We start from the raw sequence: 13,948 nt of genomic DNA, 5'->3' as shown, positions 1-13,948 counted from the left end.
GTTAAAGAGCGTGCCTTTCGGCTAGGCGGCGTATATTACGCGCCTTTCGAACAATGTCAACGTCTTATTTCAACTTTATTTTGAAGCGAACTTCAAATCGTTTACTGCGTTAGTTTTGCTCTCAAACTCGCTGGGTAACTTGCGTTCCGTCCCGTGTCTGTGGATGCGCATTATAGGGATCTTCGAAAGGTAAGCAAGTGTTTATTACTGTTTTTTTTGATTATTTTTCTGACCGCCTAATTAACAAACAAAGCGTTCAAAATAACGGTCTTTTGTGCCGTTATTTTGTACTTATCATCTTATTTAAACTATTGGCTGGATAAAGGATCGTTGAAAGTAACTTAGCAATCACACTACCAAGAAGTAATGCAAACAAGGAAGATATGATAATAAGAGGTTCATTATCTGTTAATAGGTTAGTTGTTATACAAGTTGCAACAAATAAAATTAGCGGAATGATGTAAACAACTAAAGAACTTTGTACGATATCTTTGTTATCGACTAATAATTCAATTTGGTTATTAACTTCCATCCCTTCTTTATATGGCATAGAAATTTTATGTGATTTATCACTGGCGCCTTTTGCTACAATGCCAACACCACAATTATCATTACTGCTACAAGATTTACATGCGGATTTAGAGATACACTCTACGATGACGCTCTTTTCGCCATTTACTTCTGTAATCTCAATAATACGGCCAGTTTCTTTTAGCATTAATGTACCAGTTTTACTGAAGCCGCTATTTTCTCTGCGGTAACTAATGGGATTTCACCAATGATATTGACTTCTACGCTATTAATTTGTTTTGTGTAAATAAGTGTCGCACCACGTTGGATGATATTTTTCTGATCAGCTAACAAGGCTTTTTTGTTTGATATATATACTGACACACTAACTATTCCATCATTAAGCATAAGATAAGAAACAGGATCAGTATCATGCATCATCAATTTATGTTGATCATCTTTGATCACTTTAAACCCTGTTGGTAACCAATCAACATTCCAATCGGCCATTTCTGCTGCACTATTCTGCGATAAGTTTAATATATCAGGTGTAGCTTTAATACTTAATTGCTTTATCCATGGACTGACTGTGTTACTAATTTTCATAGAAACAACCATTGTTTGTTCAAGTATGACGTTGGACTTATCAATGACATCTAGACGCAATGGTAAATAACTATCTAAATCTAACCATACTATATAGCTATACCGATAGTTATCTTTACTGATCATACGAATTGCTATCGCTTTTTTTCCTGCAATTCTATCTTTACCCAAAATAATGTATTCATAGTTTCTATTACCACTTTTAAAATCGAAGTTAGTTATATCAGCAAATACACTTTGATCTTGATGACTTAATAAGCTGTATGGTTGGCTTCCCTGTTGGTAGAAACTAATTTTTCCATCAAACTGTAAAGATTCACGCATTGCGCCATTTAAGTATGTAAAGTAGGTAATACGTTTACCATCAATAACACCATGGATAAGTTGTTTGGGCTGTATTTGGTTTTGTGCTGTATTTAAATAAAGCAGCGTATAATTTAAATTATTATAAGCTTGCTTCATATTATTTAAATAAGTTAAAGCGGATGGTGAATCTGTTTGCTCTGTTTCTACGATTTGAGATTGTGTTTGTTCAGAGCTCGCCATTAGTTGCGGTGACACTATTAATGATACTAGTGAAACTAACGCAACTAAAAATAATCGATGTTTCATCGCTAACCTTAAGGTTTTGTTTGCAACTGTAACTGATGGTCCTTCATTAACGCTTCTAAACGTTCATTACGTTCTTTAATGTCATTTTCTGTTTGTGCGGGTGTTGCCTGTAAACTTACTGGTGCAGCTGCCCCACCAAATGGTACTGTATTTAGCACTGGTGTTGAGCTTGCATCCGTAGCATCGTCTTGATTAACAATTAAGCTACTAACTACCACTACACCTGCCACAGATGCTGCAATTGCATATTGTCCAAATCGTTTCATAAATGGAACAACATTAGTATCTTGTTTCTCAGGCGTTGCTAATGGAACAACATTATCATCTTGCATTTCACCTGCTATAGCGGCCATTACGCTATCAGTTACATCCACGCGTAAATCTAAGCCATCGCTTTCTTCACGTAGAACATCACCAATTAGCTGGTATCTTGAGAACTGTTGTTGTAACTCAACGTCTTCAAGTACTGCGTCGATGATCTCTTGGTCATCAAACTCATTATCAATGAGCGATGATAGATCTTGTGAGTATTCTTTCATCATCAATTCCAATTAATTTTCTAATAAAGGTTTGAGTTGCTTGTCAATTGCTTCACGAGCCCTAAAGATACGAGAGCGTACGGTACCAATTGGACAATTTTCAATTTGTGCAATTTCGTCATAGCTCATTCCTTCAAGTTCGCGCAAAGTAATCGCAGACTTCAACTCATCTGGTAAACTACCAATCACTTTTAAGATGACTTGTTTTACTTCCTGAGAATGTAAAATCGACTCAGGATTATCTTCATCTTTTAAAGCACCACTACCGTCATAGCTATCAGCTTCTTCAGCATCAATATCCGATGCGGGCGGTCGTCGACTTTGACTGGTTAAGTAATTTTTTGCAGTATTAACCGTAATGCGAAATAACCAAGTATAAAAAGCACTATCACCTCTAAAATTGGGCAATGACTTATATACTTTTATAAACACCTCTTGCGACACATCAGGAATATCACCTGAGCTGCGCACATAACGTGTTAATATATTGGCTACACGCGTCTGGTACTTACGTACTAATAATGCAAATGCTTGCTGCTCACCATTTTGTATACGTTGTATTAACTGTAAATCTAATTCACGCTCATTCATTGAGCTTTTCTACCTATATTTATAGTGAGCTATTAATTCTCACAGATATGACTTTTATAAAAAAAGAAAGTTCCAAATTAATTCAAAACAATGATGTTTTTGGATAAACTCTCTAGTTACTCGAAATGTTAGTTACACTATTTAACCCAAAACAGAGCATATAATGCCATGGCAGAGAATAAAACAACACCTGAACATCAATACACTTGTGACGTACTAATCATTGGGGCAGGTGCAGCAGGTTTATCGTTAGCCTTAAAGATTGCAGATCATAGTAATGTAAGAGTATTAAGTAAAGGTAACTTGTCTGAAGGATCAACCTATTATGCACAAGGTGGTGTTGCTGCAGTATTCTCCGATGACGATAGCACCGACTCTCATTTTAAAGATACATTAATAGCCGGGGCCGGTTTATGTGATGAAGATGCAGTTAACTTTACCGTAACTAATGCCAAAGAGAGCATGCAATGGTTAATTGATACTGGTGTTGATTTTGATACTGAAACAAATGAGCAAGAAGAAGTACAATACCACTTAACACGAGAAGGTGGGCATTCACATCGTCGCATACTGCATGCCGCCGACGCCACGGGTAGAGAAATTGAAGAATCTCTATTAAGTGCAGTTAAAAAACACCCTAACATCACCCTAATGGAAGGCTATAACGCCATCGATTTAATCACTACTCGTAAGTTAAATCTACCTGCTAATCGTGTTTTAGGTGCTTATGTATGGAATAGAAAAGCAGAGCAAGTAGAAACCGTTAACGCACATTTCGTGACGCTTGCAACAGGTGGTGCAAGTAAAGTGTATCAGTACACCAGTAATCCTGATGTATCTAGTGGCGATGGTGTAGCACTGGCTTGGCGAAGCGGTTGCCGTGTAGCCAATATGGAATTCAATCAATTTCATCCGACATGCTTATACCATGCAGATGCAAAAAATTTCTTATTGACTGAAGCATTGCGCGGCGAAGGGGCTTTATTACTTCGCCCTGATGGTACAAGGTTTATGCCCGACTTTGATGAACGAGGTGAATTAGCGCCACGTGATATTGTGGCGCGAGCAATCGATTATGAGATGAAGCGCTTAGGGGTGGATTGTATGTATCTCGATATCAGCCATAAACCAAAAGATTTTATCATTAAGCATTTTCCTACTATATATCAACGCTGTTTATCATTAGGCTTAGATATCGCTAAGCAACCCATGCCAATTGTACCGGCTGCACATTATACTTGCGGCGGAGTGATGATCGATCACCACGGTCAAACTGATATTGATGGCTTATACGCAATCGGTGAAGTCACTTATACTGGGTTACATGGTGCTAATCGATTAGCATCAAACTCATTATTAGAATGCATTGTTTACGCCCATGCATGTGCAAAAGATATCATTAACCGCATTCCTTTCTATAAACAAAGAAAATTTGCCAGCATTCCTGATTGGGATGATAGCCAAGTAGAAAACTCAGATGAGCAGGTTGTTATCCAACATAACTGGCACGAACTGCGTTTATTTATGTGGGATTATGTTGGGATTGTTCGTACAGATAAACGTTTACAAAGAGCATTGAGCCGTGTTGAGCTGTTACAGCATGAGATCACTGAGTATTACAGTAACTTTAAAGTAGGTAATAATTTACTAGAGTTACGAAATTTAGTGCAAGTGGCAGAGCTGATTATAAAAAGTGCAATTCAAAGAAAAGAGAGTCGTGGTTTACATTATAACCTGGATCACCCCGAGCTAGCTGATAATCCTAAGCCTACGATTTTAAACCCTAATAATAACTAACCAGCATGCGCTGTATTAATTAAACGAGCAAGCAGTCGATACTCACGCTCAGCCACACTATCATGAAACACGATAAACCACTTTTTAGGGTTATCGTGTTTCACTTCTATTAATAAGCTATCCACCTGCTCTACACACAAGAAAAGCACCCATTCATTATAAAAAGAACGCCTATTAATCGTGCCTACTAAGTGCTTAGGTTCACTTATTTCAATATTACCACCATCAGATAGTAAACAGATAAAAGGCTGTTGTACCGATGAATAAACAAAATAAACCGAAGTAGCGATATAGAGTATTAATAGCAATCCACTTAACCAACCAATACCCCATAACAATAAGAAAATAATGGCACTCATCAATAATAGGCCTACCGCCAATATTTTAGCGATAACAGATGATCTTGTAGTTAACTTATATTTTAACGCGCTTAAGGATGACATCGACAATTTCAGCAAGTTGCGGATCAGGACATTTCTCATGTCCCATAAACCAAGCAAATAGCTCAGGGTCTTCACAAGTTAAAAGACGTTGAAAATACAGTTTATGCTGTTCGCTTAAATCACTGTATGCTTCTTTGGCAAAAGGCATAAATAAAACATCGAGCTCTAACATACCACGACGACAAGCCCATAATATACGAGAAAGAGAAACCTCTTTTGGCATGACTAAACCTTCCTTTTTGAATAAAAACGTTAAGCTGTCGAGCAACTTATCCGTATAAAGTTTGAAACAGGCTAGTAGCTTATTATAAGCACCTATATTAGTCAGTTATTTATTCTGATAAATATCCAGTCTATGACATCAATACCATAATTTAGCAGTTGTAAAATAGATGATTGGCGATAACATTGTATAAAAACACATTCGTCCATAAATGAGGCCAAACATGCTAACACTTAGCCAACTTGAGAATATCAGTCAATTACCCGATCTAGTTCTCTGTCCACTTAATAGCTGGGATTTGATCAGTATAACAGGTGAAGACCGTGTGACCTTTTTGCAAGGGCAACTCACTTGTGATTTAACACAGTTATCACCTGGTGAGCAAACATTAGCAGCGCATTGTAACCCTCAAGGTAAAGCATGGACTATCGCTCGGGTTATTATATTGGCAGACCGTATTCTATTAACTCAACCGAGCTCTGTATCAGCAATTCAATTACCAGAGCTTAAGAAATATGCTGCGTTTTCTAAGGTCACCATTGAGCAAGAAACTGAATATAAAATATTAGGTTTAGCAGGTCGTAAATCAGCAGAGTATATTGCAGAAGAGGTTGATACTGCAGCAACTCATGATACTAGCCGTTTATTAGAAACAGGTACGGTATTAATCAAGCAACCATACCCTTCATTACGTTATCTTGCAGTAATGAAAAATGATGTTGCGGATGAACTAGTACAAGATTTAGAAGGCAAAGCAGAAATATTTGACGATAGTTTATGGAATGCAATGAACATTGCTGCAGGTGTAGGCTTTTTAACAGCGGAAACATCAGCACAATTCATTCCTCAAATGCTAAATTTACAAGCATTAAATGGTATTAGCTTTACTAAAGGTTGCTACATTGGTCAAGAAACGGTGGCGCGAGCTAAATATCGTGGAGCCAATAAGCGCGCCATGTTTATCTTAACTGGCCGCTCAAGTGAGTGCCCTACTGCAGGCCAAACGGTGGAAGTATTATTAAACAATAATTGGAAAAGAGTCGGTGCTGTTGTTTCCGCAAGTCAATATGGTGATGGCCATATTGAAGTGCTCGCGGTATTACCAAAAGACACCAATCCGGAAGATATATTCCAAATTAAAGAGTTAGAAGGCTCTACACTTTATTATGCGCCACTACCCTACCAAATAGCGGAAGACTAGATTAATTTGCCCTTATTTTATTAAGGGCTTACCCACTCCAAAATCATGCCAATTTACACTATATTTACCAATAACCAGAATTAATGCTATGATGCTCACACTTTTTATAAGGTTGAATTAACACTAATACCTGTACTGATGGAACACAGCTTGAGCCAAGAAATCATTCAATTACGCGATAAATCCGATGAGTTTTCTCGTCTACGCGTTAGATCTGCTCTCGCATTGATGAAAAAAGATGAAGCAAATGTGTTTCAAATCTTTCCATTATTACTCCATTACAACGCACCTAGCTTACCAGGTTATATAAAAGGTGATGTCCCAGCTGGCATTAGCCAGTTTAATCCCACAAAAGAACATCAAACTCTTGCACAGCAGCTGTTTTCTAATGTCCCAGATCATGCTGTAGAGCAATCGGACATCATTGGCTTATATGCCATGGGCAGCACTTCGTCTATTGGACAATGCTCTGAAAGTGATTTTGATATTTGGATCTGTTACGAACATACCTTAGATCCAGATCGGGTAGCATTACTTAATAAGAAATCATGGGAAATCACCTATTGGGCTGAGAGCTTAGGAGTAGAATTAAATTTCTTCCTGATCCCAGATAATAAGTTCAGAGTAACCAATAAAGCTTCAATGAGTAATGAGTCCTGCGGTACATCACAACATATGCTGTTGTTAGATGAGTTTTATCGAACGTCATTACGTGTTGCAGGCCGTCGTATTCTATGGCGACAAATTCCACATGAGCACGAACATGATTATGATAACTATGTAAAAAACCTATATGAAACGGGCCAAATCAATCCTGATGACTGGTTAGACCTTGGTGGTTTACATTGCGTACCAGCAGAAGAATTGTTTGGTGCAACTTTATGGCAGTTATATAAAGGCATTGATAACCCTTATAAAGCAACCTTAAAAACTATCTTAATGGAAGCTTATTCATGGGAGTATCCTAATACAGAGTTAATATCCACCTCTTATAAAAAAAGTTTTCAAGAACAAGACTTCTACGATGAGCATCTTGACCCATATTGTTTAATGCTTGATAAAGTTAGTAATTATTTAATTAGCATTAATGATCTACAGCGTTTAGAGCTAGTGCGTGTTTGTTTCTACTTTAAAACAGAAGAGATGCTCTCTAAGCAATGTAATAATGAGAATAATGCCTGGCGCCGTACTATTTTAAATAAACTCGTCAAGCAATGGGGTTGGACGGCAAGCCAAATTGTCGATCTAGACAATCGTAATAATTGGAAAATACGCGAAGTTAAACAAGCTAATCACCTATTACTTGATGCACTGATGCTTAGTTATAGCAATTTGATTAAGTTTGCTCGAGTGAATGACATTAGTGAGTCGATTAGCGCTGAAGATATTGGAATTCTATCTCGAAAACTTTATGCAGCACATGAAACACTACCAGGTAAAGTAGATATTATTAACCCTAATATTTCACCTAACCTGATTGAACATGATCTCAGTCTGATTCAAATTCCAGAACATCGTAAAAATAAAGCTGGTTGGTACTTATTCAATAGTACGCTTGATCCATTTGAATTAGCATCTACACCAAGCCTTGGTTATTCACCTTATTTATCTAAGCTAGTCGCTTGGAGTTATGTGAATGGATTATACGATGAAGATACGACATTACATTTATATAATCAGGGCTCTGATCTGGTTGATAAAAACCTAAATCAATTTGCTAAAGATCTATATGCTGTATTTCCGATTTATGTCCCTAAAGCAAGTGACAAAGCACTCAGTGAGCCTTGTGCCATTAAGCACTTATCTATTTTCTTAAACGTAGAAAAAGATCCAACACGACACTGGCAAGATACAGAAGAAAGTGAATTAAACCAAATCGATAATGTAATGGCCTATGGCGAACATAAAGAAAGCTTAATTGGCAGTATCGACTTTATCTACCGTAACTCATGGAATGAAGTACGTACTTTACACTTTAATAGCCAGTTTTCAGTGGTTGAAGCTTTAAATACTATCTTGTCGAAAATGCATCAAGATGCTTCTCCACCTCAGCAAATTGACCTTTTTTGTTATAGCCGCCATTTTAGCGAGCAAATTTGCCAATCTTTTGGCAGCAAACTCAACGAGTTTATTCAATTGCGCCTGCATACTGTACACACTCGATCTGTACAAACACTATGGACAGGTGGTAGAAAATTTGGATTTTACTTTGAGCGTAAAGGCGTTTCTCTGCAACACTTAGAAAGTGCCGTAGATATTTATAGCCATATTTCTAACAAGAAATTATCTGCGAGCTCATTGAATTTAAAAACAACGCATTATGATCAAACAGCCGATGTGATTGAATCACACATTAGTGAAGGCTTGATACAATTCTTTTTTGAGAACTATCATAACGGCTTTAACGTTTATATTGCTAATGCAGAAAATGATGTAGAAACATTTTTAAATTTTGCAGGTTCAAAAAATGAATTTGTACAAAACGTTAATCGTTTTTATACTTCAAATAATCATTTATCGAATACAGATGTAGAACAGGTTAATTTCAACTTGCCGCAATTTTATGATATTACTTTAAATGAAGATAAAACCTTATCCCTCAATCCTTTTAAAAGCAGTACCTTAGTTGCTTCTGCACAGGATTTAATCTCTGCACTGACTCCTGCTAACGAACAATAAAGATACTCTACTTAACGACTTTTCTACTCCCCCATCTTATTTAAATTTATAGACTTCTAGCCCTCTTTACGTATAGATTGCCATGTTTAATTTATCGAGGTAAAATAAAGCATATTTTTTAAAAGGTTATTGCTATGTCAACACAATGGAACGGTGAATATATAAGTCCTTATGCCGAACACGGAAAAAAAAGTGAGCAGGTAAAAAAAGTGACTGTGTCTATACCAACTAAGGTATTGAAGATATTGACAGATGAACGTACTCGTCGTCAGGTAAATAACTTACGCCACGCAACCAATAGTGAGCTGTTATGCGAAGCTTTTTTGCATGCTTATACGGGTCAGCCTTTACCTGAAGATGAAGAGCTAGATAAAAGTCAAAATATCAATATTTCAGAAACCTTAAGCAAGTCTGCAAAATAACCCCATCAATATAAAAAAACCTCAATAAGTTAAACTCATTGAGGTTTTAGCTAAGCTAATTTAACGATAGCAGTTATTTTAATGCTGCTACCGCTTCTTTCACTAATTCGCCAATTTTTGCCCATTCACGGTTATCAATCAAATCAGCAGGCACCATCCACGTGCCACCACATGCTAATACCGCATTAATATCTAAGTAGTCGTTAATATTCGCTGGTGATACTCCGCCCGTTGGCATGAAGCTAACTGGGTAAACGGCAGTTAATGATTTTAACATTGCCACACCACCTGATGGGCCAGCAGGGAAGAACTTCAACGTTGTTAATCCCATTTCCATTGCTTGCTCAACTAGTGATGGGTTATTCACACCCGGGATAATTGGCATATTACGTTGTTGACAATATTTAACCGTTGTTGGGTTAAAACCAGGGCTAACGATAAAATCAACGCCAGCATCAATCGCTAAATCAACCGTTTCACTGTTTAGTACTGTACCAGCACCAATTAACATTTCAGGAAACGCTTCACGTAAATTTTTAATTGATTGTGCCGCCGCTGGAGTACGGAATGTAATTTCCGCACAAGGCATACCATTTTCAACTAATACTTTACCTAGTGGTACAGCATCATTAGCATCTTTAATGGCAATAACAGGGATCACTTTAAGTGATTGTAATTTTTCATTTAATGTTGTCATTTTACTATCCTAAATATGAATGATTAATCTACAAATGGGGCAATATATTTCATATCAATAATTGCACCTTTATGCTGTATCACAGTACTTGCTACTTGGTGTGCTTTTTCAGCAGCAACAACCGTTGTTCCACCTATAGTTCGTTTTGACAAATAACCTGCAGCAAATGAATCACCCGCAGCAGTGGTATCAATAACATTCTCAGGTGCTACTTTTTGTGCGGCAACACTAATTGAGTCATCGGCAGTAATGATCAAACATTCGCCACCACCTTGCTTAATCACAATTTCTTGAACACCTAATGCACGAGTTCGCTCAATACATTGCTCAACTTTTGTATCACCAAATAAAGCTTGTTCATCGTCAAATGTGAGTAAACCAGTATGAGTCACAGCAAGAATACGTTTAAATCCTTCAGCTGCCTCTTCAGTAGAATCCCACAATTTAGGGCGGTAGTTATTATCAAAGTAAACTTTACCACCAGCATCTTTATAACGAGCTAATAAATCATAAAGCTTCTCGCGACTAGCTGGCGGCAATATGGCTAAGCTAATGCCTGATAGATAGATAACATCTTGTTTCAATAATGATTCAAGGTATTCATCACTTGCCGTCTCTAGCCAATATTTAGCGGCTGCGGCATCACGCCAATATAAAAAACTACGCTCACCAGTATCATCCGTCTCAACCATGTACAAACCAGGCTGTCTGGTTTCAGAACGCTGTACAAATTGCGCATCAATGCCTTCTTTATTCCAAGCATCAATCATTTCTTGGCTTATGTTATCTTCACCTAAAGCAGTGACGTAACTTACGTTAACATCTTTACCTGATGTTAGACGTGACAAATATATGGCTGTATTTAAGGTATCTCCGCCAAAGCTTCTACGTAAAACGCCATTTACTTCCTGTAATTCAATCATACATTCGCCGATCAAAGCGATATTGAAATTAGCCATTTGCTACCTCTATTATAAAAAATGGATTCATTGTCTTTGTACTTAACTATCTCAATCTGTTACAGCGAATAGCGTACGCTTGATGCACTCGATATAAAGCGCGGTATTAAAACTAACGGCAGCATCAACTTACTAAAATGTCGACGATGCAATTACATCTTATTGATACAATTTATAAGTTAAAAATTGTACATCACACGACCCAATTTGTAATACAAAAAGACACTATGTGTGATCTAGATCATCCACCTATATCACAATCAAAATAATTATCTGATATAAACATTAAATTAAAGCGAACGATATTCTGCTAACCCGCTTGAGTACTTATGATAAGTAAAGAATAAAAAGTAAACTAAATCGGTTACTGAAGAGATTAAATTATAAAAGACTTTAGGTTTATCAGAGCTATTTAAAATATAAAAATAGAGAGCTCATCCTTAAAAATTAAAAAATTAAAGTGATTTTAAGGTTTATTTGTATTACTTTATTAACTAATTTTTATCCACTTTTATATGTAGCGAGGTCACAATGCTCTCCACTGTTAACGCCGTTTTGATGAATCAACAAGAAATTGAAGCGATTCAACAAGAGCTAGGAAAAACAAGTTTAATGGGGCGTAGTCTAGACGCTTTAATTGAAGATACCGATAATTACCTAGCGCTACCGATAGATGTTCCCGGGCATAGTCCTGCAGGCGGCTATGCTCATAACAAACATCAGCAAAACTATAAGTACATTGAACAGGCTGGTCGCTTATTTTTAATTACTGGCGACGAAAAATACGCTCAATTTGCCGCAGTGTTATTAACTCAATATGCAGATAAGTATTTAGTGTTAGGCTTTCAAGAGCAGCGTAATACCAACCCACCAGGCCGTTTATTCCATCAAATGCTTAATGAGCACGTTTGGTTATTGTATTCGAGTTTAGGCTATAGCTGTATTAAACACTGGTTAACAGAAAAACAACGTCAACATATTGTAGAGCAACTATTTGAGCCTATGTTGGAAGTGGCAACAGTTAAATATAACTTTGATTTTGACCGCATTCATAACCATGGCGTTTGGGCTGTAGCCGCAACTGCGGCTTGTGGTGCTGCAATAGGACAAGAAAAGTATATCGACTTAGCATTGCACGGTTTAGCTGGCGATGATATTCAAGGTGGATTCTTGGCACAGTTGAGCAATTTATTTGCTCCTTCAGGCTATTACATTGAAGGGCCTTATTACCATCGTTACGCTATTCGTCCTTTGTGCCTATTAGCTGAATTAACGCAACGTTTCCGCCCTGAGTTAGATATTTTTAATTTTAAAGGTCAAGTGATCGGTAAAACGATCCAATCTTTATTATCAACGGCCTACCCTAATGGTGTTTTCCCATCATTAAACGATGCATCGAAAAGCATGGATATTAAAGATGAAGGCGTAGTAATTGCCGTCAGCTTATATGCAAAACACTACCCTGAAGATACTAATCTATACGGTATTGCTAAAATTCAGGAACAAATATGGATCAGTGGTTGTGGCGTTGCATTATCGCAAGCTTATCAAGCACAAACTTCTGTAGAAGTTCCCTGTTTACCAAGCGTCGAGCTGAATGAAGGGCCTGAAGGTGATAAAGGCGCACAAGGCTTTGTCCGTATGCAAAATTCACAGGGTGATATCAGCCAATTAGTCATGAATTATGGTCAACACGGCATGGGTCATGGGCATTTTGATACTTTAGGCATGACCTACTTTAATAATGATCAAGAAGTATTGCGTGATTATGGATTTGGTCGTTGGGTTAATATCGAGCCTAAGTTCGGAGGTCGCTACCTAGATGAAAACAAATCATACGCCCGCCAAACAATCGCACATAACCTAGTGACCGTTGATGGCGCTTGTCAGAACGACTTTGATGTTGAACTTGCAGATAGTAAACACGGTACTCCCCACTTCTTTATTGGTGAAGGTAAAATGCAAGCAATGAGCGCCTTTGCTGAAGATTTTTACCCGGGTGTTGAACAACAGCGCTCTCTAGTTTTAGTCGAACATGAACAATTAACACAGCCACTATTGATCGATTTATTCCGTTTAAGCAGTCAGACAGCACACCAATATGATTATTCACTGCAATACCAAGGCCAAATCATCCGCACGAATGTTGAGCATAAACAACATGCCATACTCAATCCGATGGGTGATGATGCAGGTTATCAACACCTTTGGAATGTAAGTGAAGGTAAAGGTCAGGACACTAATTTAATAAGTTGGTTACAAGGCAGTAGCTATTACACTTGGTTAAGCGCAAGTGCTGCTGATGATACTCTATTCTTCACGCGTACCGGTGCTAACGATCCTGATTTTAACCTGCGCAGTGAAACTAGCTTTATCTTACGTCGTAACGCGAAAAATAGCTTATTCGCTAATGTCATCGAAACACATGGTTACTTTAATGAAGCAGTAGAAGCAAGTTTAGATGCACGTGGCAAGATACATACTATTAATATTATTGGTTTCAATGAACAAGCCACTGTGATTGAAGTGTTAGGTGAAGGCATCGCGTTAACTGTGATGATCAACAATGCTAAAGATGCGACAGCAACAAGTAAAACCACTATCGAATTTAATAATCAATCGTACAGCTGGACAGGTTTCTTAGTTGTAGAAAGTAAGAGGGTTTAATC

The 13,948-nt window shown here is 37.5% G+C and carries 13 protein-coding genes; 5 read left to right on the top strand and 8 right to left on the bottom strand.

What is annotated here, in order from left to right; all coding sequences use genetic code 11:
• Positions 1-280 precede the first annotated feature (280 nt).
• From V5290_RS15660 to rpoE, 4 genes are read right to left on the bottom strand one after another with little or no spacing between them, the layout of a single operon-like run.
• Positions 281-718, bottom strand: a complete 438-nt coding sequence (locus V5290_RS15660) for a SoxR reducing system RseC family protein (RefSeq protein ID WP_333387887.1) — start codon at positions 716-718, stop codon at positions 281-283.
• On the bottom strand, positions 718-1,728 hold the full coding sequence (locus V5290_RS15655) for a MucB/RseB C-terminal domain-containing protein (RefSeq protein ID WP_333387884.1): 1,011 nt from the start codon (positions 1,726-1,728) through the stop codon (positions 718-720). The genes V5290_RS15660 and V5290_RS15655 overlap by 1 nt, the downstream gene beginning before the upstream one ends.
• Before the next feature lie 8 nt (positions 1,729-1,736).
• Positions 1,737-2,267 (bottom strand): sigma-E factor negative regulatory protein, encoded by a 531-nt coding sequence (locus V5290_RS15650; RefSeq protein ID WP_333387881.1) that lies wholly within the window; start codon positions 2,265-2,267, stop codon positions 1,737-1,739.
• A 12-nt stretch (positions 2,268-2,279) separates the two neighbouring features.
• Positions 2,280-2,858, bottom strand: coding sequence for an RNA polymerase sigma factor RpoE (rpoE, locus tag V5290_RS15645; RefSeq protein ID WP_333387878.1), 579 nt, complete (start codon positions 2,856-2,858; stop codon positions 2,280-2,282).
• A gap of 168 nt (positions 2,859-3,026) precedes the next feature.
• Here rpoE and nadB point away from each other — a divergent pair, with 168 nt between their 5' ends.
• Entirely contained in the window at positions 3,027-4,655 is a 1,629-nt protein-coding gene (gene nadB / locus V5290_RS15640; protein WP_333387875.1) for an L-aspartate oxidase, read from the top strand.
• Here the strand turns inward: nadB and V5290_RS15635 are convergent.
• Positions 4,652-5,098, bottom strand: coding sequence for a protein YgfX (locus V5290_RS15635; protein WP_333387872.1), 447 nt, complete (start codon positions 5,096-5,098; stop codon positions 4,652-4,654). The two genes, nadB and V5290_RS15635, sit on opposite strands and share 4 nt — an antisense overlap.
• Complete coding sequence (locus V5290_RS15630) at positions 5,070-5,321, bottom strand: succinate dehydrogenase assembly factor 2 (protein WP_333387869.1); 252 nt, start codon at positions 5,319-5,321, stop codon at positions 5,070-5,072. Before V5290_RS15630 ends, V5290_RS15635 begins: the two co-directional genes overlap by 29 nt.
• Before the next feature lie 223 nt (positions 5,322-5,544).
• Here V5290_RS15630 and ygfZ point away from each other — a divergent pair, with 223 nt between their 5' ends.
• From ygfZ to metJ, 3 genes are all read left to right on the top strand, one after another.
• Positions 5,545-6,522 (top strand): tRNA-modifying protein YgfZ, encoded by a 978-nt coding sequence (gene ygfZ / locus V5290_RS15625; protein WP_333387867.1) that lies wholly within the window; start codon positions 5,545-5,547, stop codon positions 6,520-6,522.
• A 150-nt stretch (positions 6,523-6,672) separates the two neighbouring features.
• The gene (locus V5290_RS15620; protein ID WP_333387864.1) at positions 6,673-9,201 is read left to right on the top strand and encodes a class I adenylate cyclase; all 2,529 of its coding nucleotides are present in this window, start codon (positions 6,673-6,675) and stop codon (positions 9,199-9,201) included.
• A 134-nt stretch (positions 9,202-9,335) separates the two neighbouring features.
• Positions 9,336-9,623 (top strand): met regulon transcriptional regulator MetJ, encoded by a 288-nt coding sequence (metJ, locus tag V5290_RS15615; RefSeq protein WP_333387862.1) that lies wholly within the window; start codon positions 9,336-9,338, stop codon positions 9,621-9,623.
• 73 nt (positions 9,624-9,696) lie between these two features.
• Here metJ and V5290_RS15610 read toward each other — a convergent pair whose 3' ends face one another.
• Both V5290_RS15610 and V5290_RS15605 read right to left on the bottom strand, forming a co-directional pair.
• On the bottom strand, positions 9,697-10,320 hold the full coding sequence (locus tag V5290_RS15610) for a bifunctional 4-hydroxy-2-oxoglutarate aldolase/2-dehydro-3-deoxy-phosphogluconate aldolase (RefSeq protein WP_333387858.1): 624 nt from the start codon (positions 10,318-10,320) through the stop codon (positions 9,697-9,699).
• A 23-nt stretch (positions 10,321-10,343) separates the two neighbouring features.
• A complete protein-coding gene (locus V5290_RS15605; RefSeq protein ID WP_333387856.1) occupies positions 10,344-11,279 on the bottom strand; it encodes a sugar kinase in 936 nt (311 codons plus the stop codon).
• Between the two features lie 531 nt (positions 11,280-11,810).
• Between V5290_RS15605 and V5290_RS15600 the strand changes: the two genes are divergently transcribed.
• The gene (locus tag V5290_RS15600) at positions 11,811-13,946 is read left to right on the top strand and encodes a heparinase II/III domain-containing protein (protein ID WP_333387853.1); all 2,136 of its coding nucleotides are present in this window, start codon (positions 11,811-11,813) and stop codon (positions 13,944-13,946) included.
• The last annotated feature ends 2 nt before the right edge of the window (positions 13,947-13,948 follow it).

Source organism: Psychromonas arctica, from assembly GCF_036697365.1.
GTDB lineage: Bacteria > Pseudomonadota > Gammaproteobacteria > Enterobacterales > Psychromonadaceae > Psychromonas > Psychromonas arctica_A.
This window is presented reverse-complemented; position numbering and strand designations above follow the sequence as displayed.